Source organism: Williamsia muralis NBRC 105860 (genome assembly GCF_001598915.1).
Classification (GTDB): Bacteria; Actinomycetota; Actinomycetes; order Mycobacteriales; family Mycobacteriaceae; genus Williamsia; species Williamsia muralis.
In genome coordinates, this window is record NZ_BDAP01000002.1 from 615,414 (window position 1) to 640,825 (window position 25,412).

The following is a 25,412-nucleotide window of genomic DNA, read 5'->3' on the forward strand; positions in this document are numbered from 1 at the left end:
TGGATCGCTCGAGACACTCGAGTGATCCACCCCCTGGCCTTGATGCCTTGATCACGCGCATATTCGCCTTGTCACGCAGATCCACACAGTGAGGTGGGCAACGACCCATGAGTCAATTCCTTCAATTCGTCGTCCTCGGCCTGGCGGTCGGGTCGGTCTACTCCGTGTTCGCCACATCGCTGGTGGGCATCTATGCAGCCACGGGTGTCATCAACTTCGCGCAGGGTTCCATCGCCCTGTGGGCGGTGTATGTGGTTGCCGCACTGCGCACCGACGGAACGTATGTCCTCCCGATCGGGAGCATCAGCCTCGGCAGTGAAGACAGTCCGACGCCGATGGTCCTCGCCATCGTGATCGGTGTGGCCTCTGCTGCGCTGTGGGCGCTGATCGCGCACTACCTCATATTCCGGCCTTTGCGCCGCGCCCCGGTGCTGGCGCAGGTCGTCGCATCGGTCGGCCTCATGCTGTTCCTCCAGGCGCTCGTGGACCTGCGATTCGACACCGAATCGCTGATGGCACTGCCGATCCTGCCGCAGACCACCTTCGAGCTCGCCGGAGCCGTCATCAACCTCAGCGACCTCCTGCTCGCAGTCGTGGCGATAATCATCGCGCTGCTCTTCTGGGCCTACTTCAGTCTGACCACCTTCGGGGTGGCCACCCGCGCCGGCTCCGAAGACGAACTCGCGGCACGACTCGCGGGGTACTCGCCCGACCGGCTCGCCGCCATCGTGTGGGTCATCACCGGTGCGGCCTCGGGTCTCATCGTGGTGCTCGGTGCGTACACCATCGGCTTGGATGCGACGAGCTACACGTTCTACATCATCCCGGCGCTGGCCGTCGCACTCGTCGGAAGGCTGACGTCGTTCGGGGTCGCTTGTGTCGCAGGCCTTGTGCTCGGTGCGTTCCAGGCCGTCATCCTGTGGGCCGGCACCCTGGAGTGGTGGCCGACATGGGCACAGACCGGTGTCGGCGACGCCGTGCCGTTCATCGTCGTGGTGATCGCGCTGTTCCTGCTGGGCGGCAAGATCCCGTCTCGTGGCTCGCTCGGTGAAGCCAAGATGCCCGCGGTCTTCATTCCGAAGATCCGTCCGATCCCTGTTGTGCTGACGATCGGTGCCGTGGTGGCGGCGGTGCTGTTGACATCCGGCAGTTGGCGTTTCGGAATCGTGACGTCGATGATCCTGTCGCTGATCGCGCTGTCGCTGGTGTTGCTGACCGGCTATCTCGGTCAGATCTCGCTGGCGAGCATGGCGTTCGCGGGTTCGGCAGGGTTTGCCCTGTCGAAGGTGACGACGAACTGGGGCGTTCCGTTCCCGCTGAGCATCTTGCTCTCGGCGCTGATCGCCACCGCGCTCGGAGTGGTCGTCGGCGTTCCCGCCCTGCGCATTCGCGGTGCCCAGCTCGCAGTGGTGACGCTGGCGGCGGCGCTGGCGATTCAGAGTTTCGTGTTCAACAACCCGTCGATCACCCCGTTCGAGGGAAACCTGATCTCCGATCCGAAGTTGTTCGGCTGGGACCTGTCGGTGCGCCAAGGTTCGGAACTCACGACCATCGAGTTCTCGATGATGGTCCTCGTGGTGGTGACCGTGCTGACCCTCATCGTGATGCGTTTCATGGCAGGCGCCACCGGACGCGCCTTCCTGGCCGTGCGTTCGAATGAGCGGGCCGCCGCCTCGGTCGGAATCAACGTCGCCGCAACGAAATTGCTCGGCTTCGCCCTCTCGGCATTCCTGGCCGGGGTGGGTGGATGCCTCATCGGATACAGCCGCGGACAGCTGTCGGCGGCGTCGTTCACGGTGATCATCGGGCTGACCTTGTTGGCTATGACCTACGTCGGCGGGATCACGTCGGTGTCGGGTGCCTTCATCGCCGGCATCATCGGCCCCTTGGGTGTGGGATACGTGTTCCTCACCCAGACAATCGATTTCGGTCAGTACTACCAGATCATCGCCGCCGGCAGCCTGCTGCTGATGGCGGTGCTGAACCCCGTCGGCGTCGTCGGAGCCGTCAGGGAGACCGTCGACCACATCAAGGCGAGGGCCGGGAAGAACCGGAACAACAACACATCCGGACCGGACACGTCGTCGGTCGCAACATCCGAACCGAAAGCGAGCTCTCATGTCGGCTGAAGCACATGGCGCACTGCTGCAGGCCCGCAATCTGTCGGTGCGGTACGGCGGCGTCGTCGCCAATGACAACATCACCCTCGAGGTCGGTGCCGGCGAGATCGTCGGACTGATCGGTCCGAACGGCGCAGGCAAGACCACCTTCGTCGATGCCGTCACCGGCTTCACCAAGTCGACCGGTGAGGTGTCGATGGCGGGCGTCCGGATCGACGGACGCCCTCCACACCGGCGGCGGGGGACGGGAATGGCCCGAACCTGGCAGGCGGGTGAGCTGTTCGCCGATCTGACCGTGGCCGAGAACCTGGCGGTCGCGGTGCAGAAACCGGGACTCAAGGCGCTCGTCACCGACGTGTTCACCGGCTCCAAGCCGCCGGCCGACACGATCGGCGACGCGCTCGCGATGGTGGGTCTGACCGAGGCCGCCGACAAGCGGCCGAGTGAACTGGCTTTGGGCCAGCAGAAGTTGGTCGGTGTGGCCCGGGCGCTCGTGGGAGGCACGAGCATGGTGCTCCTCGACGAGCCGGCCGCAGGTCTGGACACTCATGAGAGTCGTGACTTCGGCAACGAGCTGCGCCGGATCGCCGCCAGCGGAATCGGTGTCCTGCTCATCGACCACGACATGTCACTGGTCCTCGATGTGTGCCATCGCTTGTACGTGCTCGACTTCGGCAAGGTCATCGCTGCGGGTCCTCCTCAGGAGATCCGCGACGACCCCAAGGTCGTGTCGGCTTACCTGGGCAGTGCCGAGGTGGAGGCCGAAGTGGAGATCGACGAAAACGGACAGTCCGCGGCTTCGCCTGTACTGCAGAAAGGTACGGCACAGTGACACATTCATCTGGGACGAATCCATCGGGCACCGACCCTTCTGGCACCGACCCGTCATTGCCCGACACTCCCGCGACACGTCCTGCAGGGGCGCATGCAGCCGGAACCGACAAGCGTGCCCCCACAACCCGATCCGGTGATCCGGTTCTGACCATCGAGGGCCTCAACGTCGGGTACGGCGGTGTGCCGGCCGTCCGCGATTTCAATGCCAGCTTGCGCGCGGGGGAGATACTGGCGCTGCTCGGGCCCAACGGCGCCGGAAAGACCACCACCCTGCTCGCGACGATCGGTGCGCTACCCATGTTGTCGGGCAAGGTCACCGCGCTCGGACAGCCGCTGGACAAACGCGTCGAGCGCAACGCCCGCCGCGGGGTGACGATGGTGCCGGACAACCGTGGTGTGTTCCACAAGCTCACGGTCTCGGACAACCTCCGATTGTCAAAACGCAAGAACGGCGCCGAGCTGAGTGACGTCTTCGAGTACTTCCCGAAGCTCAAGACCCTCAAAGGTCGTCGCTGCGGCAATCTCTCGGGTGGGGAGCAGCAGATGCTGGCCCTGGCCAAGGCGCTCCTGGCCAGACCGAAGGTGTTGCTCATCGACGAACTCAGCCTGGGACTGTCGCCGATCGCGGTGAAAGATCTGCTGCCCCGACTGCGCACCATCGCCGACGAGCAGGACATGGCAGTGGTCCTGGTGGAGCAGCACATCGACCTCGCGCTCGCGATCGCCGACTCAGCGATAGTGCTGCACCATGGCCGGGTTGCACTGTCCGGGCCCGCAAGTGAGCTCCGAGGACAACGAGACAAGGTGGAGGCGGCATACTTCGGCCGGGTCGACGGCGACGTCGCGGCCACGCACTAGACACCGATTCGGTGGATGCTGCGTCAGATTCGCGTGGAGGAGGGGCAGTGCCGAAGGCGAACAGCCAGAAGCGTGGTGGATCTCCTGCCAAGCCGAACGCAGCGAAAGCCGCTGCCCGCAGCACTCGCAACCGTCCGACCGACTCCGAATTGCTCGACGCCGCGCTTTCGGTGATCGCGGACGTCGGCGCCGAACGCGCAACGATGGACATGATCGCCGACCGGGGTGGCACCTCGCGGGTGACGCTCTACGCGCACTTCGGCTCTCGTGACGGGCTCGTGGACGCAGTCATCGACCGTGAGCTGGATGCGCTGACCGCATGGATGTTCGCCGCGTACGACAAGGGTGAAACCATGGCCTACGGTGACCGGGCAAAGTATTCGGTCGAGTCGCTGTTCGAGTATGCCCGGAAGCAGCCCGAGGGTTTCCGGGTACTGCTCACCAACCGCGCCGACGACAACGTCCCCGGGCGCAGGCTCTTCGCAGCCCTGGAACCGCGGATTGCGCAACGACTCCGGGCCAACTACGCCGAACGAGGGGTGGAGGTGCAGGCCAGCGCCGACACCCTGGCCTCGCTGCTCCTCGGGATGAGCCTGGACGTGGCCTACCGCGCGGTGATCGTGTCCGGCGCGGGAATCGACGCGGCGTGCGACCTGGCGGTGACGGCGTCACTCGCGGTACTGCGTTCAGTGGAGGTCCGCCAACTCCATGCGATCGACGAGTCACTCGCAACGCGATGACTGGGCGCGACGAGAACCGACCGTGCGCACCCGCGAAACAGGAACACGTTCTAATCTAGAGCGGTGGACGTGACATATGAAGAGAGCAAAAGGGAACTGCAGACGGACCAAGGGGTACTGCGGTACCACGAAGCGGGGTCGGGTCCGCCGCTGATCCTGCTGCACGGTTCGGGACCGGGTGTCACCGGCTGGCGCAACTACCGCGGCAACATCGGCGTCTTCGCCGAGACCCATCACTGCTACGTGCTCGAGTTTCCGGGCTTCGGGGTCAGCGACGCGGTCAAAGGGCACCCCGTGCTCACCGCCGGATCGTCGGTCATCCGGTTCATGGATGCTCTCGGTATCGAATCAGCGCCGGTGATCGGCAACTCCATGGGTGGTGTGGTCGGGGTCAACCTGGCCATCAAGAAGCCCGAGCGGGTCAGCAAGCTCGTGACGATCGGGGGCGTCGGCCCTAACGTCTTCAGCTCCAGCCCCAGCGAAGGATTGCGGTTGTTGCAGGAGTTCACCGACGGGCCTGACCGGGACAAGCTGGTGCGGTGGCTGACCGCCATGGTCTACGACCCCGCGCTCATCACCGAAGAGCTCATCGAGGAGCGATGGGAAGCGGCGATCAACCCGGACGCACAGGAGACCGCGCAGATGATGTACGGCTCAGCAGCTTTCGCCATGCAGCAACAGTTCATGGCCGCATCGGACACGCCGCCCTACTGGTCGATGATGCACAAGGTGTCCTGCCCCACCCTGCTCACCTGGGGTCGCGACGATCGCGTGAGTCCTCCGGACATGTCGATGGTGCCCATGCGGCTGATCCCGGACGCCGAACTGCACATCTTCCCGAACTGCGGCCACTGGGTGATGATCGAGGCGAAGAAAGCCTTCGAGGGAGCGGTACTCGACTTCCTGGGTCGGTGAGTCGAGTCGCCGGAACCGGTCGCCGCTGTTGGGTCAGTGGGCGTCGGGTCCGGCGCTGACAACCTGAAGGGCGATCTCCGCGAGCTTGACGTTGGCATCCTGTGACAGTCGTGCCAGCAGGCGGAAGGCCTCGTCGGGGTCGAGTCCGTACCGTTCCATGATCATGCCCTTGGCCTGGCCGATGATGTCGCGGTTGGTGAGAGCGGCTCGGATCTGGTCACGTTCGCGGACGGCCGAGAACGCGATCGCGGCGTGTGCGGCGAACAGTGAACCAATCGACACCGACTCGTCGTCGAACGCATTCGGCGTAGAACTGTGCAGATTGAGGGCGCCGAAGTTTTCGTTCTCGATGTAGAGGCAGAAGCAGATCATCGACTTGATGCCGAGCTCGTTGGCGCCGGCGGCGAACGCGGGCCAGCGGGAGTCGGTCGCCATGTCGTCGATGCGCACGGTTTCCTCGCTGAGGGCCGAGCGAATGCAGGGACCTTCTCCGAGTTCCTGCTGCAACTCGTCCGACTTGCCTGCGAGGTCACCGATCATCACGGGCGTCTGGACCTGGCCTTTGCCCGTCACGAGCGTGACGCTGGCGTACTCCGCGCCGGGAACCGACTCAACGGCCGACTTTGAGATAGCATGCAAAATGGACTCGGTGTCTTTACTCTCCGACCGCAAAAGCCGCGCCACGTCGGCCATCTGAGCCGACAGGGCGGTGGACGGTGGGTAGATCTGCTGTGACTCCATGTGACCTCATCCTCGCAATGCCGTTTCCCGACGACAGGGAAAGCCTACTTTCCTATGTCAAATTGCCGCGTCTCGACTGACGTGATCATACTGCCCCGCAAATAGCTGCGACGTGGGAATACTTGGCGAGATGACGATGTGAACGGCGACTCTCACAACCGGTCTCGGCCGTTGAACAAAGGACACGCTGTCGAGTATGTTGGGCGTTCTGGCGCGCGGGGGGATCGACCGAAGGAATTACATGCAGATCAACGGAACCAACCGTCGCGGCCTCGGTCGACTGACGGTCGCCGTGGCGGGGGCTGCTCTGTGTGTGGGCATCTCTGTGTCCCCCACGGCAGCCGACCCCCTGTGGCCCGGTGGCCCCGAGGTTCCGGGCGTTTCCACGCCCTCGGCCCCCAGCACCACCCCGAGCACCTCGCCGAGCGAAGACCGCCCACTCGGCCGGGCCAACTTCTCCACACCGTCCCTCGATCCCGCTGACGGTGAGACCGTCGGCGTGGCGCAGCCCGTGGTGATCAGGTTCCAGAACGCCATCGACGACAAGAAGACCGCCGAGAAGGCCATCCGCGTCACCACCAGTCCGGAAGTGAAGGGCCACCTCTACTGGGTGGGCCACAAAGAGGTTCGGTGGAAGCCCGAGGGATTCTGGCCCGCCGGCACCGACGTGACTGTCGAAGCCGGTAGTGCCACATCGAATTTCACGATCGGCGAGTCATGGGTGGCCACTGCCGACGACAACACCCACACCATCACCGTGGCAGTCGACGGTGACGTGGTGCGCACGATTCCGATGTCGATGGGGTCGAACGACAACCCCACCCCCAACGGGGTCTACACCGTGGGGGAACGATTCGCCGACATGTACATGGACTCCTCGACCTACGGGGTGCCGGTTGATTCGCCCGACGGCTACCGCACCTACGTCGAGTACGCGACGCGTATCTCCAACAGCGGCATCTTCGTGCATGCTGCGCCCTGGTCGGTGGGACAGCAAGGCAACACGAACGTTTCGCACGGCTGCCTCAACGTGAGCACCGAGGACGGCCGCTGGTTCTTCGAGAACGCACCCAAGGGCGCACCCGTCATCGTGCAGAACACCATCGGCGGAACCGTCGACCCCACCGACGGCCTCACCGACTTCACCACGCCGTAGACCCCGATCTTGGTGGGTTCGGGCGAGTGAACCCGCAGGTCGCGCTCACCGGAACCCACCAAAATCGGGACGGCTGGGGTCACCAGATGCGGACGCGGTCCCCGTCGTCGAGATACAGGGCGTCGTCGGGGCTGACATCGAAGGCCTCGTAGAAGGCGTCGATGTTGCTGATCACCCCGTTGCAGCGGAACTCCGGCGGTGAATGCGGGTCGATCGACAACCGGCGGATGGCCTCGGCGTCACGGGTTTTGGTGCGCCAGACCTGAGCCCACCCGTAGAACACCCGCTGCAGACCGGTCAGTCCGTCGATCACCGGGGCCGGCTTGCCGTCCAACGCGATCTGGTACGCCACCAACGAGATCGACAGCCCACCGAGGTCGCCGATGTTCTCGCCGATGGTGAACTCGCCGTTGACCTTGTACTTCTCGTCGAGGCCCTTGGGGGTGAAGTTGCCGTACTGGTCGATGAGTTTGCGTGTGCGGGTACCGAACTCGGCACGATCGTCGTCGGTCCACCAGTCGACCAGGTTGCCGTCGCCGTCGTACTTGGCACCTTGATCGTCGAACCCGTGCCCGATCTCGTGACCGATGACCGCGCCGATGCCGCCGTAGTTCGCCGCATCGTCGGCCTCGGGATCGAAGAACGGCGGTTGCAGGATGGCCGCGGGGAAGACGATCTCGTTCATGCCGGGGTTGTAGTAGGCGTTGACCGTTTGCGGGGTCATGAACCACTCGTCGTGGTCCACCGGGCTGCCGATCTTCGCGAACTCCCGGTCTTCTTCGTAAGCGCTTGCGCGAGCGATGTTGCCGAACAGGTCGTCCCGTTCGATGCGTAGCGACGAGTAGTCGCGCCAGGTCGCCGGATAACCGATCTTCGGGGTGAACTTCTCGAGCTTGACCAGTGCCTTCTCGCGGGTCTGCGGGCTCATCCAGTCGAGGTCGCTGATGTTGCGCCTATAGGCCTTGACGAGGTTGTCGATCAAGACGTCCATCCGGGCCTTGGCCTCGGGCGGGAAGTGCTTGGCCACATACAGTTTCCCGACGGCGAAGCCCAGGCACTGCTCCACCAGCCCGACCCCGCGCTTCCAGCGGTCGCGGATCACCTCCGAACCGGTGAGGGTCTTGCCGTAGAAGGCGAAGTTCTCGGCGACGAACTCGTCGGACAGGTACGGCGATGCCGAATGCAACAGACGCCACTGCGCCCATGTCTTCCACTCGTCGAGGTCGCGGTCGGCCCACAACGCTGCCACACCTTCGACGAAAGTCGGCTGCCCGACCACCACTTCGCCGAACGTGGTCGCAGGTTCGGTGTGCAGCCCCGAGATCCAGGAGTCGACGTCGAAGCCTGCTGCCTGGTCGGTCAATTCGGCAAAAGAGCGCAGGTTGTAGGACAGGTCGGCGTCGCGGCGGCGAACCACGTCCCAGTGCTGCGCGGCGATGGCCGTCTCCAGATCCACAACCGTTGCCGCACGCGCTGCCGCGTCGTCGAAGCCGGCGAGTGCAAACATCTTCTCCACGTGTGCGCGGTAGGCGGCCACGGTCTCGGCGTGGTTGTCCTCGCGGTAATAGGACTCGTCGGGCAGACCGATCCCTGACTGCGTGATGTGGATCAAGTATCGGTCGGACTGCTTGGCGTCGGTGTCGACGTAATACCCGAAGAGCCCGCCGATGCCACGGCGTTGCTGTGCACCGACGAGGCGGGCCAGCTCGGTGCGGTCCGCGGCAGCGGCCAGATCGTCGAGGTCGCCGCGAATCGGCGAGATGCCCACTTCGTTGATGCGGGACTCGTCCATGAAACTCGCGAAGAGGTCGCCGATCTTCTGGGCGTCGCTCCCCGGGGCCGGGTCGTTCTCCGCGCATTCGGTGATCAGGTCGCGGACGTTCTCTTCGGCGCGGTCGCGGAGCACATGGAACGCGCCGTCGACGGGACGATCGTCGGGGATGATGTGCTCGCGCAACCATGCCCCGTTGACGTGCTCGAACAGGTCATCCTGCGGACGCACCGATTCATCGACCCAGCTGAGGTCGATCCCGGACCTGGGGTCCGACGCGTCGGCGGTGATGGAAGGGGTATCGGTGGAAGAAGTCACCAGACCATCCTGGCACTAGAGCCAGTTTTCGTCAGCCGACGGCCGGTTCGGCGTTCTGATGGGCATTGAGCAACAGGTGGTCGAAGCTCTGGCGAGCCGCATCGTCGATGGTCACCGCGCCGGAGGCGGCAGCGACGATGTTCTGGGCCAGGGTCCGCAGTTTTGTGTTCGTCTGCTGTGAGCGCCAAGTCAGGACGTCGAAAGCCCGGTCGGCCGGGATGCCGTAGACCAGCATCAACATGCCCTTCGCCTGCTCGATCACGGCCCGCGATGCTGCGAAGTTCTTGACCGCCGCGTCCATCGTCTCTTTGAGCTCGCTGTCGTGGCCGTCGGAGAGGTCGACGTAGAAGCCCTCGGTGCCGGTCACAGCGCCCGACTCGTCCAGCATCTGGTCGCCGATGACCAGCACGTGCCGAACCCGGCCGCCGCGGTCGATGATGCGGTGACGGCTGCTGAAGGGCCGTCCGTCCCGGACCAGGCCATCGATGGCCTGGGCGACCCGCTCGCGGTCGTCGGGATGTTTGTGGTCGAGCAGGAACTGCGTGGTGGGATTCACCTCGCCGGGACGGTACCCGTGAATTGCGGCGACCTCATCGGACCACTCCCAACGCCGTTCCCTCGCGTAGAAGCGGAAACTACCCACCGTGTGTGGGGTGCCACCCAGGACGTGCTCGATGGACTGGCCATCGGTGGGGTTGTTTTCCATGTAGAAGCTCCTCGGCCAACGTGCGGACAGAGTTGTAGAACCGTCGCGCTGTGGTGCAGGTTGGCGGCTAACTGAGGCCCACTATCTGGAGCTAAAGATTTTTTAGCATGAAGATGCGATCCATCGCCACACGCCCCGCGGACGAGTCGCAATGGCGGACGCACCCCCGCTCACCGCCTGTGATGACGTGTCTGGACGAGTTGAGAGCCTGCGTCGGCCGATGTCGGGCCTACTACATGCCCGCCAGGGCGTAAAGAGTTGCGAGCGGGCGAACTGTATCTCGTCCTGCCCGATGTCGGCGGGGCTACTGTGACGCAGTGTTCACGACGACCCTGGTGCGACGGCTTGCGGTGGATCTGTGCCGCGTCGGCGCCCAGAGCTGTTGTCGATAGCCATGTTCGAGCGCGGTTGCGGCTTGTCGGCCGACGCCTGATCGCGTTCTCCCGTCCCTCTTGATCGATCCTTCCGGCGCGGTCCTCGGCCGCCTCGAGGATCGATCGTCTCCCGCTCGATACGAGCCTCCATGTCACCAGGGGTTTTGCAGTGTCAGTAGTGCCAGCCATCTCCGAACCGACCGATCAGGACGGCGACCGGGCCATCACTCCGGCATCGTCGCCCCGTGGGCGGCGCAGCGCGAAGGTGTTGTCGCGCATCGGCTTGCCGGTTCTGTCGCTGATCATCTTCATCGCGCTGTGGCAGCTCGTGGTGAGCCTGAAGATCTGGAACGAGACCCTCGTTCCGGCCCCGAGTGCGGTATGGGACGCCTTCGTCCAGACCTCGACGACCAACGACGGGGTGCGGGGCTACGCCGGCAAATACCTGTACGAGCACCTCCTGATCAGCCTCGAACGAATCGCATACGGCACCGTGATCGGCATCGCCGTCGGTATCGCCTTCGGCTTGCTGATGGGTACGTTCGGCAAGGTCCGCGCGGTCTTCGAACCGTGGATCACGTTCCTGCGCACCCTGCCGCCGCTGGCCTACTTCTCCCTGCTCATCATCTGGCTGGGCATCAACGAAGAACCCAAGATCACCTTGCTGGCCATCGCTGCGTTCCCTCCCGTGGCCGTCGCCACCACATCCGCGGTGCTGGCAGCACCGCAAAGTCTCACCGAGGCAGCAAAAGCGCTGGGCGGCAGCAAGTTCGACGTGATAAAGGATGTGGTGGTGCCGTCGGCACTGCCGGAGACCTTCACCGGGATCCGCCTTGCGGTCGGCGTCGCCTACTCATCGTTGGTCGCGGCCGAGTTGGTCAACGGTCTGCCGGGCATCGGCGGGATGGTGCGAGATGCCGCCAACTACAACAACACTCCGGTGGTGCTGGTGGGCATCGTCGCCATCGGTACCTCGGGGCTGATCATCGACGGTCTGCTGCAACTCATCGAACGCAAGACCGTGCCCTGGCGTGGTCGCGCCTGACGCACGCCACCCGAACTCCATACAGCAAGTCCCACAGAGAGAAAGAACCCGAACGAACATGAGTGATACAGCCCTGCCCGGACGCCTGCGTCGACGATGGACAACCGTGGTCGCCGCGCTCGCGGCCCTGACCCTGACGCTCGGCCTCGCCGCCTGCTCCGACGACAGCGACAGCGGCAAGACCATCACCATCGGGTATCAGGCATTCCCCAGCGGCGACCTCATCGTCAAGAACCAGAAGTGGCTCGAGCAAGCGCTGCCCGACCACACCATCAAATGGACGAAGTTCGAGTCCGGAGCCACCATCAACCAGGCGTTCATCGGCAACTCGATCGACATCGGCGCAATCGGGTCGAGCCCGGTGGCCCGCGGACTGTCCGGCGCCTCACCCATCGGCTACAAGGTTGCGTTCGTCCTGGATGTCGCCGGTGACAACGAGGCGCTGGTCGCCCGGAACGGCACGAACATCAACAGCGTCGCCGATCTGCGTGGCAAGACCATCGGAACCGCGCTCGCGTCCACAGCTCACTACAGTCTGCTGGTCGCCCTCGAGCAGGCCGGTCTCAAAGCGAGCGACGTCAAGATCGTCGACCTGCAGCCCCAGGCGATCCTGGCGGCATGGGAACGCGGCGACATCGACGCCGCCTACACCTGGCTGCCGACGCTCGACGAGCTGCGCAAGACCGGCAAAGATCTGGTCACCAGCCGGGCCATCGGTGAATCAGGCAATCCCACACTGGATCTCGGCGTGGTGTCGAACAAGTTGATCGAGAGCGACCCGGAAGCGGTCAACGCATGGCGCAAGGTGCAGGCCCGCGCTCTCGAGCTCATCAAGTCCGATCCCGCCGCAGCGGCCGGGTTCATCGCACCCGAACTGGGGATCAGCGCGGATGAGGCACTCGGTCAGTTGAAGCAGGGTGTGTACCTGACCCCGGAATCGATCGCGTCGCCGCAGTGGCTCGGCACCCCGGGGGCCGTCGGCAACCTCGCCAACAACCTGCTCAGTGCCGCAGAGTTCCTGGTGGAGCAGAAGCAGATCGACAAGGCGCCCACCCTCGAGCAACTGCAGCAGGCGATCTACGTCGAAGGTTTGCCCGGTGCCTTCGCACAGTGACGCCTCGACGTCGGGTGCGATCCGGCTCGACAACGTCTCGCACCGCTACGGCAAGGGTTCGGACACCGTCACCGCGGTCGGTCCGGTCTCCCTCGATGTACCGGCCGGGGAGTTCCTCGTCCTGGTCGGGGCGTCGGGGTGTGGAAAGAGCACCCTTCTGCGGCTGATCGCGGGATTCGAGCGGCCCACCGAAGGTCGCGTCGACGTGCTCGGCCGCCCACCCATCCCGGGTGACTCGGCGGGCGTCGTGTTCCAGCAACCGCGCCTCTTTCCCTGGCGAACCGTCGGTGGCAACATCGACCTGGCGCTGAGATACGCCGGTGTCGCCAAATCCGACCGGCCGGGCCGACGGGATCAACTATTGGAACGGGTCGGACTGGAGGGCACCGCCGATCGGCGGATCTGGGAGATCTCGGGCGGACAGCAACAGCGGGTGGCCATCGCCCGCGCACTGGCCGCCGAGAACCCGTTGTTCCTGCTCGACGAGCCATTTGCCGCGCTCGACGCGCTCACGCGGGAGCGGTTGCAAGAAGACGTGCGTGCGGTGAGCACCGAAACCGGCCGTACCTCGGTGTTCGTCACCCACAGTGCAGAGGAAGCCGTGTTCCTCGGATCCCGGATCGTGGTGTTGACCAGGCGTCCCGGCCGGATAGCACTCGACATCGAGGTCGACCTACCGCGAGGTGACGTCGATGCCGAGGCACTCCGGAGTTCGTCCGAGTACAACGCATTGCGGTCGGAGGTCAGTCACGCGGTGAAGGCGGCGGCGGCTGTGTAGTTTGGCTCGCTTCGCTCGGGGCGGAGCCGGGCGGTGAGCATTCGGGGAATTGTCTTGCTCCCGCACGGCTTTGTGCCTCGCGCCCGTGTTCAAACACGGGCGTGAGGCGCAAACACGTGCGGGAGGAGGTGGGGGAAGAGATTCGGGCCGTTGTTGCTGTTCTCCACCACAAACGTCCCCGAGATCCAACATCGAGGGCATATTCCCGTCCGTGCACGTTGACGGGGACGTTTGTGGTGGGTTGCGGGGATGGCGGGCCTATTCAGCCAGCTGTTCTTGTTGGCTCGCTTCGCTCGGGGGCAGTGTCACGGCGGTGAGCATTCGGGGAGTTGTTTTGCTGACGCACGGCTTTGTGCCTCGCGCCCGTGTTCAAACATGGGCGTGGGGCCCAAACACGTGCGGGAGGAGGTGGGGGAAGAGATTCGGGCCGTTGTTGCTGTTCTCCACCAAGATCGTCCCCGAGGCCCAACATCGAGGGCTTATTTCCTCCGCTCTGCTTGTTGGCTCGCTTCGCTCGCGGGCGGACGGCCTCCGTCGCGTCTGCGGGCGGGGTGAGGCGGTGAGCATTCGGGCCGTTGTCTTGCTGGCGCACGGCTTTGTGCCTCGCGCACGTGTTCAAACACGGGCGTGAGGCGCAAACACGGGCGGGAGGAGGTGGGAAGAGATTCGGGCCGTTGTTGCTGTTCTCCACCAAGATCGTCCCCGAGACCCAACATCGAGGGCATATTCCCGTCCGTGCACGTTGACGGGGACGTTTGTGGTGGGTTTTCAGGGATGCTCGCCCTGTCGAACCGGTTGGCTCGCTTCGCCTGCGGGTGGTGCGAACCTCCAGGTCACCGGCCCAAGGCCGTGTGCATCTCCCAGATCAGGACTTCGGCGTCGGTGTTGGCGGTGAGTCTCTCGCCGCCCCCATCGGTGATCCGGGCTGCGTCGCCGGTGTGCGCCCGGCCGGTGGATTCGAGATCCACAGACCCCGATGCCACGAAGACGTGGCCCCACGGCAGGTCCGGCAAGGTGATCGATTGGCCGGCCGAGAGCCGGGCCACGTGCAGGGCAGCCGAGCGGTTCGCGATCCGGATCGCCGAGTCGTACTTCGGCATACCCGACGCCACGGTGACGAGCCCGCCCGACTGCAACTGATCGCCGATGTCGAGTTGGTCGTAGCCGGGCTCGATGCCGGCCTCGTCGGGAAGCACCCACATCTGCACGAAGTGCACGGGGTCGGCGCCGGTTCCCTGTTGTAGCTGCCAGGTGTCGTTGCGTTCGGAATGCCGGATACCGGTGCCCGCGCTCATCCGCTGGGCGAGCCCCGGATAGATGACGCCGGAATGGCCCATCGAGTCCTGATGCACCAGCGACCCCGACAGCACCCACGTCACGATTTCCATGTCCCGATGAGGATGGGTGTCGAAGCCCTGCTGCGGGGCGACGCGGTCGTCGTTGTTCACCAGCAGCACACCGTGATGTGTGTTGGCCGGGTCGTAGTTGTCGCCGAACGAAAAGCTGTGCCGCGAATCGAGCCAGTCGATGCGGGTGGTGGGTCGGTCGTCAGCGCGGACCAGTTGATGGAGACTCACCCCATCCATCTTCCGCCTGCTCGGTCGTCGTCGCAAAAGTGGACGAATAGGGCCGAAAAGCAGCTGATTTAAGGGTAGTTACTCGATTGTGACGGTCTCGTAAGCAAGTCGGAAACTACATTGGTGCCATTCACCCTGTTACAGGAGTGAAAATTGTGACTATGCGTCGTTCCCCCGGCCGTTCCGCGGCCATTGCAGTTCTTGCGCTCGTCTGCGCGCTTGCCGCCACGTCTTGTGGCGCCTTCGGCAAGGAACTCGACACCGGCGCCGCAGCGATGCTGAACCAGTTCGCCGCCGCGATGGAAGGCCAGGATTCGGCGGCTGCGGCCGGGTTCACATCGGCGCCGGGGCCGGCCGGCACCGCGCTGCAGGCCACCCTCACGGGGATGTCGGCACAGAAAGTCGACGTGAAGGTGGGGCACGCCCAGGAGTACACCGACGGCACCGCGACCTTCGACCTCGAGACCACCTGGCAACTCGGCAACGAGCGCGAATTCACCACGAAGACGGCCGGCTCGGCTCGCAAGCTGTCCCTCGGCTGGAGGGTGAACTGGCAACCCGAACTACTCGCCGACGACATGCCCGCCGGGGGAAGCCTCCGGAACATCCGCACCGACGCACGGCCCTCGCCGGTGGTACTCGACCGCTCCGGCAAGCCGATGCTCAACCTGCAGACGATCAACGAGATCGTTCTCGATCCCGGCGCCACCCGTGATCTGGGGGCAGCGACCACGGCACTTGCCGGAATCATCGCCCCGCTCGCGCCACTGGTCACCCCCGCCGTGATGACCCAGCAGCTCCGCGATTCGGGTAATCAGCCGGTCACCGTCGTCTCCGTGCGCGAGTCGGACATGGTGGCGCTGGCCGGCGACCCGAAGTCGGTGCCCGGAGTCTCGATCCGGAAGGTGCCGCAGCTGGTCCTGATCGACCGGCGACTGGATTCGCCGGTACTCGACGGCGTCCACGACTACTGGCAGGCCATTCGCGACGCCACATCCGGGTGGGCGGTCCAGATGCTGGCGCCCGGCCAGAAGCCGCTGCAGCTCGCCGGTGAGCAGGGGCCGGCCGGTCCGAACGTGCCCACCACCATCGACCCGATCACCCAGTTGGACGCCCTCGACGCCGTCGTCGAGGTTGCACAACCGGCGAGCATCCTGGTGCTCGACGCCAAGACCGGGGCGATCCGCGCGTCCACCCGCAACGACCTGGCCACCGAACACGGCATCACCATCGGCAGGCAGTACCCGGCAGGCACAACGTTGGGTCCGGCCGCCAAGGTCATCAACGAGGTTGCCGGATCCGATGATTCGAAGGCGGCCGCGTTGCTGGCCCAACTCGGCCTCGACGTGGACTTCACCATCCCCGGTGTCCGCCCCGAGGGCGGAGGACAGGGCATCGACGCAAAGCCGGTGACCTTCCGCTCCGAGGACCTCACCGTGTCCGCGCTGAACATGGCGACGCTCGGCGTGGCGATAGCCCGCGGCAGTTCGATCGCCCCGTCCATCATCGTGGGACAGCCGGGCCGGGTCTCCGGAGGAGAGCTCGGGACCGTGGATCCTGCGGTGCTCGGCACGGTCGGCAAGGCCATGCGCGACACCGCCACCACGGGTGATGCCAGCGACCTGACGAATGCGTCCGGGATGCGAGCGCTCGTGGGCACCAACGGCCCGCAGGGTCCGGGCTGGTTTGTCGGGATCTCGGGCAGCAAGGTCTTTGTCGTCTACTGCGAGGGCGAGCGGTCGGGTACCGCGGCACTTGCTGTGGCGCAACGTTTCCTGACACCCCGGGTACATCCGCAGTAGTCCCGGACCGCTCAGTGGGTCCTGGCCAGGGCGTCCGCCTGGCGGCGTGCCTCGCGGCGGTCCTTGATCACCGGAGCGCTCTCCTTGATCGACAGCAGGCACACCAGACTCACCGCCATCAGGGCTGCGGCGTAGAAGCCGACGGGGATCACGCTGCCCGTTGCGCTCACCAGTCGGTTGGCGATCATCGGAGCGAACCCGCCGCCCAGCACCGCCCCGACCTGGAAGCCGATGCCGATCCCGCTGTAGCGCTGGCTCACCGGGAAGAGCTCGGCAAACGTGGTGAGGATTGGTCCATAGACGAATCCGGTCAACGCGAACCCGATCGAGATGACCGTGATGCATGCGGTGAACGACCCGTTCTCGGTGACCCAGAAGAGATACGGCGCGAACAACAGTGCGGTGACCATACCGAACCCGATCACGGGTTTGCGTCCGATCCGGTCAGACAGATAGCTGCCCAGTACGACGGTTGCAGCGTGGCACGCAAGGGCCACGGTGATTCCGAGGACAACCTCGGAGCGGACGAAGCCACGGCCGGGCGATGACTCGGTCAAGAACGAGAGCATGAACGTGAACAGCAGAAACGCGTAACAGTTCTGGCCGATGTTCATACCCGCCGCGAGTCCCACCCGCTTCCAGTTCTCCTTGACGACCGCGAGCGCCTTCGGGGCGTCGACGTCTTCTTCGGCGGTGGTCGCCACGAAATCGGGGGTTTCACTGATCTTCACCCGGGTCCAGATCCCGATCGCGAGCACCAGCCCGCCGGCCAGGAACGGGATCCGCCAGCCCCACGCGATCACATCTTCCATGGGGAGCAGCAGCACGAGCGCGAACGACAGGTTGGCCAGGATTCCGCCGACCGGCGAGCCCAACGTGACAAAAGCGCCATAGAGTCCTCGGCGCTCGCGGGGTGCGTGTTCGGCGGCGAGCAGGGTGGCCCCGCCGATCTCGCCGCCTCGTGAGATGCCGTGAACCATTCGCAGGAATATCAGGATGATGGGTGCCGCCACACCGATGGCGTTGCTGTCGGGCAGGATGCCCATCACCAGAGTCGCCCCTCCCATCAGGAGGAAGGCAGTGGTCAGCGCGGTTCGTCGGCCGAATCTGTCACCGTAGTATCCGAAGATCACCGCGCCGATCGGGGCCATGATGAACCCGACCGCGAACGTGGCGAAGCCGAGGAACGTGCCGAACCACGGGTCGTCGACGTTGAAGTACACCTTGTTGAACACCAGTGCGGTGGCGGTGCCGTAGATGGCGAAGTCGTAGAACTCCAGGATGGTTCCGGCGCCGGAGGCCACCCCGATGCGAGTGGCTCCTTCGCGGCGGTCTTCGCCGGCTCGTGCGACTGGATGATTTGTGGCCACCATGTCTATGCTCCTCGTGACAGATGAAAAGTGCCGGGTCTGGCGAACATGCCAGGGTCCGGGTCTGGCGGATGGATCGATGATGCGCGCATCTCGGCGCGCTGCGAATAGGGAAAAGCCTTACTGCGCAGCCACCTTGGCTGCGACCTCGGGCCATCAGGGCAGCGTCGAGCGCAACGCCGGGCGGGCGCCGTCCTGAGAGTTGCTGTGTGCTCGGCTAAGTCGTGGGAACGAGGTCCCCGTAGCGCGGGAGCTCACCCAATGCGTCGAGGATGCGGGCGAACTCGGCGGTCCGGCGGGCCTGGTACTCGTCGACGGTGAGCGGGTCAAAAGTATAGAATCCCTGCCCGTCGGAGATGCCTCGACGACCGGATGCCATGTTCGATTCGACGAGCTCTGCAGGCGAGAAGCGTTCGCCCAGTTCACCTTTCAAGTAGTTCGACGCGTGGTACAAGATGTCGCACCCGCCCCAGTCGATGAACTCGAGGAGCCCCAGAACCGAGAAGCGGGCACCGAAACCGATTCGGACCGCACGGTCGATGTCTTCGGCACTGGCAACACCTTCGGCCACCATCCTGGCTGCCTCGTTCATCACCAGCGCCTGCAGGCGCGGCACGATGTAGCCAGGAGAAGGTGAGCAGGTCACCGGGGTCTTGCCGATGGCGATCATCAGTTCCCGTGTGGCCTCGACCGCCAGCTCGCTCGTGTGGACGCCGGCGCTGATCTCCACCAGGGGGATGAGGTCGGCGGGATTGAGCCAGTGTGCGTTCAGGAACCGCTCTGGGTGGGAGACGAACTCGTAGAGGTCGGTCACGAGGAAACTCGACGTCGTGGAGGCGATCGGTACATCGTCTTCGACGGTGTTCTCGATCCACGACAGTGCAACGCGTTTGACCTCCATGATCTCCGGGACGGCCTCGAACACCAGCTGGGCAGAAGACATCGCGGTCAGGGCGTCCGGTGCCGACACGACCGTGACCCGATCGAGTACTTCTTCCAGGTCTGTGGGGTGCAAGAGCCCGAGGATGACCTTTCGCTCCAGCATGGAGCGGATCGACGCCTCCACCGCCTGCAGGTACGACCCGGTGCTGTCGCCGCGGTCACGGAGGTCCACGACGGACACCGCGACGTGCCCGAACGCGAGCGCCGCCGCGATTCCCTGGCCCATGCGCCCGGCGCCCACTATCGCGACATTCGAAATGGTCACCGAGAGAATCCGTTCCGCAGGAAGTCCGACATCGAGTCGCGATCGAGGTCGGACAGGCCGAGCGCCTCGAGTGTGCGGCCACCGGTGCCGGTGGCGCGTCCGGTGATCGCACCCGCGAGGGCGAGCAGGCCGTCGGCGACCGGTGTGGGCACTGATGCCCAGTGGCCGACCGACGACAGCAGGGCCAGCCCGATCTCCACGTCTTCGGTCATGTAGCGGTGCGTGTGCAAATCGATCTTCTCGCGCCAATCCCCACTGTCCGTGAGCTTTTCGTGTGCCGAATTTCCGTACATCCACTCGTCGCCGTCGGCCGAATAGTGGTCCGCGAGAGGGAAATGTGGGGCCGCGTAACCCAGGGCCCGTCGTACGGCGATGCGCTCTGCGTCCAGTGCCGATGTGACCCTGCGGATCGAATCCTGAGTGCCCTCGTTGTGGATGTCCCAGGCCGGGAAATGTTCCAAGGGCCCGGCATTCATGAGGATCAGCGGGGGATGGATGATCGGCCCGGCATTCATGAGCGCTCCGCTGAGTGCGTCCTCGACTCGTTCCACCGAAGGGTAGACCTCGGTCAAGGTGGCAAGTGCCCGGTCGGTGTGGCGTGCCGGGAACACCCCGGTGGGTAGACGGGTGGCATATCCGCTCACGACCACCCTGGACTCGCCGTACTTGCGGGCAAGGTAGGGGAGCGTACCGGTCTCCGCGAAGGCAACATCGGCCGGATTTCCCGAATCATGCAGTGCGCGAGCAAAAATGAACGAACCGAAGCTACCTGGCGGCAGGTACACGACCTGCCCGTCCTGCAGATGTGGGGCGAGGGTGGTGGCGAGATCATCATGTGCGAAAGCGGGTATCGGGATGACGATCACATCGGCCGCGGCGACCGCATCACGGAGATCGGAAGTCACCGATATGCCGCCACCGTCGACCGGGATCCGGCGTTCTCCGCGATGGTCTTTGATGTCGAGGTGACCCACCGACGTGAGGGCGTCGAAAGCACTCGGCTCCCGGCGCCACCACGTCACATGGTGATCGTTCTCGGTCAGCTCTGCAGCCGCGGCATAGGCGCCGTGGCCACCACCGATGACACAAACTTTCATACCCGTTCCTCGTCTCTCATCGTGCCGCTCGCGCGGCTCCAATTGCGATGCGAGAAAACTACAATCGCGACCCGTCGGCGTCTCGGCTCCGGCGTCGACTGAAAAATTTCGCTGTCATGTTGCACGATTGTGCTGTGACCGACGACATCGATGATCAGATCGTGCATGCGCTGCAGGTTGCGCCGCGCGCACCGTGGGGAGCCGTCGGGGACGTACTCGGAATCAGTGCGGCAACCGCCTCGCGGCGGTGGGACCGCCTGGTGGAGAACGGGCTGGCGTGGATCGTGACGTACCCGGGGGGTGCGTACCTCGACAAGTGCTGCAGCGCATTTGTGGAAGTACACACCGCGGCTCGCCCGAAAGGTCTACTCGACGAATTGATCCGGGATCGTCATGTGGCGACCATCCAGCGAACTGCCGGCGACAGCGACCTGCTGTTGACGGTGATGGTGCCCGACCTCGGTTTCCTCGGCGACTGGGTTCAGCGGCTCGCAGATACCGATGGTTCGGCCCGGACCCGAACCCGCGTGGTCATGCGTGTGCACGGCGAGAGCGAGCGCTGGCGGGTGCACGCGCTGTCCGACACACAAGAGGCAGCGCTGGCCCAGTACCGACCTGCGCCCGTGCCGATGACACACGAGCCGGACGAGGCGGACCTGGAGCTGATGGCTGCCCTGGCCACCGACGGCCGCCGATCCGCCGTCGACCTCGCCAACCTCACCGGGCTCAGTGCCCCGACCGTCCGGAGGCGGTTGACCCGGCTGATGGCCGAGAGAATTCTGTCGATCCGCTGCGAGGTGGCGCATGCCTACAGCGCGTGGCCGGTGACCGCCAACGTCTGGGCCCGTGGGAACTCACGCGCCCTCGACACCCTGGTCGAATCGCTCGACGCTTTCCCTCAGGTACGCGTCTGCTGCGAGGTGACCGGGACCGCAAATGTGATCATGACCGTGTGGCTGCACCACATCAGTGAGTTGTCGCAGTTCGAACACGAACTGGAGCGACGGGTGCCGGGGCTGACAGTGGTGGACCGGTCTGTCACGCTTGAGACCTCGAAGAGACTCGGCTCCGTGCTCGACCGTGACGGGCGCCGAATCGGGTCCGTGCCGGTGGTGTTGTGACCCTGCCACCACCGCAAACTTCAGACCGCACGACGAGCGAGAGCCATTGCCGAACGCGCTCGCGCCGGTCCTACATGTTCAGATATCGCGGGTTGGCCACCATCAGACGATCTGTCACAGCGGCGCGTGTGGCGGCGACTACGGCCGGGTCGTCGGCGCCGATCGACCCGGAGCGGATCGCCAGGGCCAACTCGGCCTCGGTGTCGAAGCCGAGGTCGGAGAGGCGACTCCGCCGGCGTTGCTGCTGGACGCCCCCGTAGGTCAATTCACGCTCGACGATGTCGAGCACATTGGCGGCGACGCGGGCCTGGAATGCGAGAGCCGGGTCGGAGGCGGTCATCACGGACGCGCGGAGGAACTCAGTGACCGCACCGACGAGTTCCGGGGTGGTCGGTCTGCCGTGTAACTCGGTCCACGGCAGTTCGGTCAACTCGGTCGGAGCGGGATCGGCCGGGTGACCGAGGGCGAGCAACAGGTCGTGCTCCTGCTCGCAGACCCGCCGACCGATGGCAGCGAGTTCGACCGACCGGACCTCGCCCGACAGGTGTCGCTGCGCCATCTGGGCGCAACCGATTGCCCACCATGCCGTGCGGTAGATCTGCCACCAGCGAACCGCGTCCGTGTCGGGCCGCGACCCGCTGATCTCGGCATAACCGTCCAGCAGCTCGTCGATCGAACCGAAACCACCGACCTCGGGTTCGGTACCGAAGCGCCAGCACTTGACCAGAAGCCAGCCCAGGTCTTCCCTGGGATCGCCGATGTGGGTGAGCTCCCAGTCCAGGACGGCAGCCAGCCCTCCTTCGTCGACGATCAGGTTGCCGTTGCGGAAGTCGCCGTGCACCACTGCTTCTCCGACCGGTTCGGGTTGGTGAGCGGCCAGCCACGCCAACGCGATCTCGGTGACGGCCGACGGTGTGTCCAGGTCGAGATAATGGGTGCGCAGATGGTCGAGATCCGCAGTCGGGGCACTGCGCAAGGCCGGCACCGAGCCGAGCGGGATGGAATGGATCCGGGCCAGCGTCCGACCGAGCTCCGATGCCATCGAGGTGCGGGCGTCGGCATAGCGGTTGTCGCGCAGGATCTTCCGCGGAATGGTCTCGCCGTCGATGTGGTCGGCGATCAGGTACGGTGCGCCCAGTGCTTCACCGTCATCGGCGTAGTCCACCACCCGAGGTACCGGGACGCCGACGGCGTGCGCGGCTGCGATGGCCTCGGCCTCCCTCGTCATACCCATCGGGCCGTGGCCACCACCGGGTTGACGACGCAGCACCATTCGCTGCACATCCGCGCCGCGGTGTGCCTCGAACGACCACGTCTCACTGTTCGCCCCGGCTGTCAGTCGCTGCAGCTGCTCGATCCGGACCGGTTGGCCGAGAACAGTTGTCAGTCGTTCGGTGAGGCGTGACCCGATGTCGTCGGTGCCGGGTTCCATCGGATTCACGCCTGCTTGTCGGTCTTGATCTTGTCGGGTCCGGCGAATCCGAACAGGTAGCCGGCCACCTTGCGGATCTGAACCTCTTCGGAGCCTTCGGTGATCCGGTACCGACGGTGGTGCCGATAGATGTGTTCGAACGGCATGTGGCGGGTGTATCCCATTCCGCCGTGCACCTGGATGGCGCGATCGGCGGCGTCACAGACCAGCCTGTTGGCCCGGTAATTGCACATCGACACCTTGTCGCTGATCTGCATGTGCGGCAATCGGTCCAGCTCCCAGGCAGTCTTGCGGACGAGGCCGCGAACCATCTCGGCCTCGGTGTGCAGTTCGACGAGTGGGAACTGGATGGCCTGCCTGCTCGACAGTGGAGCGCCGAACGTGACCCGCTTGCGCGCGTATTCCACGCTGCGGTCGATGCAGTACTGAGCCGCACCGACTCCGGAGGCGGCCTGCCGGATCCGATTCTCGTGGACAAACGTCTGCGCGACCGCAAGGCCTTCGCCTTCGGCACCGAAGATCGCCGAATTCGGTACCCGCACATCACTGATGGTGACCTCGGCGTGGTCTGTGGGCATGTTGAACGTCCACCACTGGAAATCGACGGAGAAACCGGGCAGGTCGGTGGGAACGAAGAATGCCGTGATGCCGCGGGCATCCCCGTCCTTGCCCGAGGTGCGCGCGAACACCACATCGTGGGTGGCGTTGTGCATGCCGGAGTTGAATCGCTTGCCGCCGTTAATTACCCAGTCGTCACCATCGCGCCGGGCGGTGGTCTCCATCCACGTGGCGTCGCTCCCGTGGTCGGGTTCGGTGAGACCGAAGCCGATGCGAGCCTCCCCGCGGATCATGGGTTCGAGGAACTCCTCACGCTGCTCAGGGGTGCCGAACTGCATCAACATGTGGGCGAACGGGAAGTTCCCGACGATGGACGACTCGTTCTGCAGGTCGTTGTGCAGACCCAAACCCTTGTGTGCCAGATGTTCCCGGATGACGGCCATGTCGAAGTTCGAGCCGTCACGACCACCGACCTCGGCGGGCAGCGCATACCGCAGCCAGCCGGCGTCATCGGCGAGCCGATGCATCTGGCCGAGGAGCTCTTCCCACTCCCGGCGCGGCACCCCACCGCCCTCGAAATCCGTGCGTGCGTACTCGCGCCGATGGTCGAAGAACCTCATGTTGTCGTCGGCCTCTTGCAGAGGCTTGATCTCCGCCTCGATGAACTCGTCGATCTCCCTGAGTGTCTGCGTGATCGATTCGGGCAGGTCGAAATCCACTGAATTGTCCTTGCTGATCGGTGAGTGGGTGGTTACAGGATCGCGATGGGGTTCAACGGCGAGCCGACGGCGTTGGTGACGTTCAGCGGCGGGGCGGACAAGAAGAACTCGTAGCGGCCCTCGGCTGCACATACCTCGGCGAGGTCGTCGAGCCACCACACCTCACCCAAGGTGAGTCCCAGGTCGCGGATCAACCGGATGTGCAGTGGATACAGTCGGTCGCTCGGGTCCTCGGCGGGCTCGACCTCGGTGGCGATGTTGTCCAGTGCCACGGCGGCGATCTCCTTACGGTGGATCCACTCCACGCAGTCGCGTCCGAGCCCGGGCGATCCGGCCGTCCAGAACTCGGATTTGTCTGCAAGCGAATAGAACCAGGGAACATGCCCGGTGCGCAGCAGCAAGATGTCGCCGGTGCCCACCGTGACCCCTTGCTCGGCGGCACAGGCGTCGAGGTCCTCGGGGGTGATCGCGACCCCGGGTTCCAGCCGATCGGCGCCCCGCCACCGCGCAAGGTCGAGCAGGACACCGCGGCCGGCGAGCGATGTCTTCAGCTGATGGATGGAGTTCCGGCCCGCACCGCCACCGGACTCGGTGTTCCCGATCCAGTAGCCGTTGTACATGACGTCGTCAGAACAGATGTGCGCCAGACTGTCCCACTGGGTGCTGCCCTGCAGTGGCATGAAGATGTAGTCGTCGGCGCCCTGGATGCGGGGCGCGATCAGCTGGAGCTGTGAGCCGACCGTGAAGTCGGCGCCGGTGTAGCCGAACAGGTGCACCACCCCGGGCCGACTCGGGTGGACCGGGCCGGAAGCGTCCAGTGGAATCGCGCAACTGACAGTTTGTCCCGTACGAACCAGCGCCGCAGCGGCTTTGACCATGTCCTGGGTGATGAAGTTGGCGGTTCCGCGCTGATCGTCCTCGCCCCAGCGGCCCCAGTTGTTGGGCTGTGAGGTGTTGACGTAACCAACGCGCTTGCCCTTCTCGTCGACGGTGTAGTCCGGCGGGGTCCAGGCAAGTGACCAGTTGCCGCCGTCTTGTGTGCGTCCCATGGTTCTCCTG

General features: G+C 65.0%; 21 protein-coding genes. 11 read left to right on the forward strand and 10 right to left on the reverse strand.

Features of this window, described 5'->3' with window-relative positions:
* Positions 1 to 107: 107 nt before the first annotated feature.
* The 5 genes from WIMU1_RS09770 to WIMU1_RS09790 all read left to right on the forward strand — a co-directional run bounded on the left by WIMU1_RS09770 (position 108) and on the right by WIMU1_RS09790 (position 5,467).
* Complete coding sequence (locus WIMU1_RS09770; RefSeq protein WP_062796781.1) at positions 108 to 2,129, forward strand: ABC transporter permease; 2,022 nt, start codon at positions 108 to 110, stop codon at positions 2,127 to 2,129.
* Positions 2,119 to 2,952: an ABC transporter ATP-binding protein gene (locus tag WIMU1_RS09775; RefSeq protein WP_062796783.1), complete on the forward strand. Its 834-nt coding sequence runs from the start codon at positions 2,119 to 2,121 to the stop codon at positions 2,950 to 2,952. Before WIMU1_RS09770 ends, WIMU1_RS09775 begins: the two co-directional genes overlap by 11 nt.
* A 146-nt stretch (positions 2,953 to 3,098) precedes the next feature.
* A complete protein-coding gene (locus WIMU1_RS09780) occupies positions 3,099 to 3,812 on the forward strand; it encodes an ABC transporter ATP-binding protein (protein WP_062797549.1) in 714 nt (237 codons plus the stop codon).
* Between the two features lie 47 nt (positions 3,813 to 3,859).
* On the forward strand, positions 3,860 to 4,552 hold the full coding sequence (locus WIMU1_RS09785; RefSeq protein ID WP_062796785.1) for a TetR/AcrR family transcriptional regulator: 693 nt from the start codon (positions 3,860 to 3,862) through the stop codon (positions 4,550 to 4,552).
* A 63-nt stretch (positions 4,553 to 4,615) separates the two neighbouring features.
* Positions 4,616 to 5,467 (forward strand): alpha/beta fold hydrolase, encoded by an 852-nt coding sequence (locus WIMU1_RS09790; RefSeq protein WP_062796787.1) that lies wholly within the window; start codon positions 4,616 to 4,618, stop codon positions 5,465 to 5,467.
* A gap of 33 nt (positions 5,468 to 5,500) precedes the next feature.
* On the opposite strand, the gene WIMU1_RS09795 is transcribed toward WIMU1_RS09790, so the two are convergent.
* Positions 5,501 to 6,208 (reverse strand): GAF and ANTAR domain-containing protein, encoded by a 708-nt coding sequence (locus WIMU1_RS09795; protein ID WP_051722030.1) that lies wholly within the window; start codon positions 6,206 to 6,208, stop codon positions 5,501 to 5,503.
* 241 nt (positions 6,209 to 6,449) lie between these two features.
* On the opposite strand from WIMU1_RS09795, the gene WIMU1_RS09800 reads away from it, so the two are divergent.
* A complete protein-coding gene (locus tag WIMU1_RS09800; RefSeq protein WP_062797551.1) occupies positions 6,450 to 7,364 on the forward strand; it encodes a L,D-transpeptidase in 915 nt (304 codons plus the stop codon).
* Positions 7,365 to 7,443: 79 nt separating this feature from the next.
* Here the strand turns inward: WIMU1_RS09800 and WIMU1_RS09805 are convergent, their stop codons facing one another.
* Both WIMU1_RS09805 and WIMU1_RS09810 read right to left on the reverse strand, forming a co-directional pair.
* Entirely contained in the window at positions 7,444 to 9,453 is a 2,010-nt protein-coding gene (locus WIMU1_RS09805; RefSeq protein ID WP_371850290.1) for a M13 family metallopeptidase, read from the reverse strand.
* 31 nt (positions 9,454 to 9,484) lie between these two features.
* Entirely contained in the window at positions 9,485 to 10,159 is a 675-nt protein-coding gene (locus WIMU1_RS09810; protein WP_062796789.1) for a PAS and ANTAR domain-containing protein, read from the reverse strand.
* A 543-nt stretch (positions 10,160 to 10,702) separates the two neighbouring features.
* On the opposite strand from WIMU1_RS09810, the gene WIMU1_RS09815 reads away from it, so the two are divergent.
* The 3 genes from WIMU1_RS09815 to WIMU1_RS09825 are packed head-to-tail and all read left to right on the forward strand — an operon-like array spanning position 10,703 to position 13,470.
* Positions 10,703 to 11,578, forward strand: a complete 876-nt coding sequence (locus WIMU1_RS09815; RefSeq protein ID WP_371850291.1) for an ABC transporter permease — start codon at positions 10,703 to 10,705, stop codon at positions 11,576 to 11,578.
* 58 nt (positions 11,579 to 11,636) lie between these two features.
* Entirely contained in the window at positions 11,637 to 12,692 is a 1,056-nt protein-coding gene (locus tag WIMU1_RS09820; RefSeq protein WP_023962458.1) for a taurine ABC transporter substrate-binding protein, read from the forward strand.
* A complete protein-coding gene (locus WIMU1_RS09825; RefSeq protein WP_211339013.1) occupies positions 12,676 to 13,470 on the forward strand; it encodes an ABC transporter ATP-binding protein in 795 nt (264 codons plus the stop codon). Before WIMU1_RS09820 ends, WIMU1_RS09825 begins: the two co-directional genes overlap by 17 nt.
* An 833-nt stretch (positions 13,471 to 14,303) precedes the next feature.
* Here the strand turns inward: WIMU1_RS09825 and WIMU1_RS09830 are convergent.
* Positions 14,304 to 15,047 (reverse strand): pirin family protein, encoded by a 744-nt coding sequence (locus WIMU1_RS09830; RefSeq protein WP_371850292.1) that lies wholly within the window; start codon positions 15,045 to 15,047, stop codon positions 14,304 to 14,306.
* Between the two features lie 161 nt (positions 15,048 to 15,208).
* Between WIMU1_RS09830 and WIMU1_RS09835 the strand changes: the two genes are divergently transcribed.
* Positions 15,209 to 16,849, forward strand: a complete 1,641-nt coding sequence (locus WIMU1_RS09835) for an NTF2-like N-terminal transpeptidase domain-containing protein (protein ID WP_062796793.1) — start codon at positions 15,209 to 15,211, stop codon at positions 16,847 to 16,849.
* Positions 16,850 to 16,860: 11 nt separating this feature from the next.
* Here WIMU1_RS09835 and WIMU1_RS09840 read toward each other — a convergent pair whose 3' ends face one another.
* The 3 genes from WIMU1_RS09840 to WIMU1_RS09850 all read right to left on the reverse strand — a co-directional run bounded on the left by WIMU1_RS09840 (position 16,861) and on the right by WIMU1_RS09850 (position 20,523).
* Positions 16,861 to 18,222: an MFS transporter gene (locus WIMU1_RS09840; protein WP_062796795.1), complete on the reverse strand. Its 1,362-nt coding sequence runs from the start codon at positions 18,220 to 18,222 to the stop codon at positions 16,861 to 16,863.
* Positions 18,223 to 18,436: 214 nt separating this feature from the next.
* Positions 18,437 to 19,426, reverse strand: coding sequence for a 3-hydroxybutyryl-CoA dehydrogenase (locus tag WIMU1_RS09845; protein WP_062796797.1), 990 nt, complete (start codon positions 19,424 to 19,426; stop codon positions 18,437 to 18,439).
* Positions 19,423 to 20,523, reverse strand: a complete 1,101-nt coding sequence (locus WIMU1_RS09850; RefSeq protein WP_062796799.1) for an NAD/NADP-dependent octopine/nopaline dehydrogenase family protein — start codon at positions 20,521 to 20,523, stop codon at positions 19,423 to 19,425. The genes WIMU1_RS09845 and WIMU1_RS09850 overlap by 4 nt, the downstream gene beginning before the upstream one ends.
* 134 nt (positions 20,524 to 20,657) lie before the next feature.
* Between WIMU1_RS09850 and WIMU1_RS09855 the strand changes: the two genes are divergently transcribed.
* Positions 20,658 to 21,644, forward strand: a complete 987-nt coding sequence (locus WIMU1_RS09855; RefSeq protein WP_033336260.1) for an Lrp/AsnC family transcriptional regulator — start codon at positions 20,658 to 20,660, stop codon at positions 21,642 to 21,644.
* A gap of 70 nt (positions 21,645 to 21,714) precedes the next feature.
* On the opposite strand, the gene WIMU1_RS09860 is transcribed toward WIMU1_RS09855, so the two are convergent.
* From WIMU1_RS09860 to WIMU1_RS09870, 3 genes are read right to left on the reverse strand one after another with little or no spacing between them, the layout of a single operon-like run.
* Positions 21,715 to 23,076, reverse strand: coding sequence for a phosphotransferase family protein (locus tag WIMU1_RS09860; RefSeq protein WP_084248197.1), 1,362 nt, complete (start codon positions 23,074 to 23,076; stop codon positions 21,715 to 21,717).
* A 5-nt stretch (positions 23,077 to 23,081) separates the two neighbouring features.
* Positions 23,082 to 24,353 carry an acyl-CoA dehydrogenase family protein gene (locus tag WIMU1_RS09865; protein WP_062796801.1) on the reverse strand — a complete coding sequence of 424 codons (1,272 nt, stop codon included), beginning with the start codon at positions 24,351 to 24,353 and terminating at the stop codon, positions 23,082 to 23,084.
* Positions 24,354 to 24,385: 32 nt separating this feature from the next.
* The gene (locus WIMU1_RS09870; RefSeq protein ID WP_062796804.1) at positions 24,386 to 25,402 is read right to left on the reverse strand and encodes a cyclase family protein; all 1,017 of its coding nucleotides are present in this window, start codon (positions 25,400 to 25,402) and stop codon (positions 24,386 to 24,388) included.
* Positions 25,403 to 25,412: the final 10 nt, after the last annotated feature.

Bases quoted from the DNA above. Each gene is read 5' to 3' on its own strand.
- WIMU1_RS09770 (WP_062796781.1), top strand. From the start codon at position 108: ATGAGTCAATTCCTTCAATTCGTCGTCCTCGGCCTGGCGGTCGGGTCG.
- WIMU1_RS09800 (WP_062797551.1), top strand. From the start codon at position 6,450: ATGCAGATCAACGGAACCAACCGTCGCGGCCTCGGTCGACTGACGGTC.
- WIMU1_RS09820 (WP_023962458.1), top strand. From the start codon at position 11,637: ATGAGTGATACAGCCCTGCCCGGACGCCTGCGTCGACGATGGACAACC.
- WIMU1_RS09835 (WP_062796793.1), top strand. From the start codon at position 15,209: ATGCGTCGTTCCCCCGGCCGTTCCGCGGCCATTGCAGTTCTTGCGCTC.
- WIMU1_RS09870 (WP_062796804.1), bottom strand. From the start codon at position 25,402: ATGGGACGCACACAAGACGGCGGCAACTGGTCACTTGCCTGGACCCCG.
- WIMU1_RS09840 (WP_062796795.1), bottom strand. From the start codon at position 18,222: ATGGTGGCCACAAATCATCCAGTCGCACGAGCCGGCGAAGACCGCCGC.
- WIMU1_RS09860 (WP_084248197.1), bottom strand. From the start codon at position 23,076: ATGGAACCCGGCACCGACGACATCGGGTCACGCCTCACCGAACGACTG.
- WIMU1_RS09795 (WP_051722030.1), bottom strand. From the start codon at position 6,208: ATGGAGTCACAGCAGATCTACCCACCGTCCACCGCCCTGTCGGCTCAG.
- WIMU1_RS09810 (WP_062796789.1), bottom strand. From the start codon at position 10,159: ATGGAAAACAACCCCACCGATGGCCAGTCCATCGAGCACGTCCTGGGT.
- WIMU1_RS09850 (WP_062796799.1), bottom strand. From the start codon at position 20,523: ATGAAAGTTTGTGTCATCGGTGGTGGCCACGGCGCCTATGCCGCGGCT.
- WIMU1_RS09775 (WP_062796783.1), top strand. From the start codon at position 2,119: ATGTCGGCTGAAGCACATGGCGCACTGCTGCAGGCCCGCAATCTGTCG.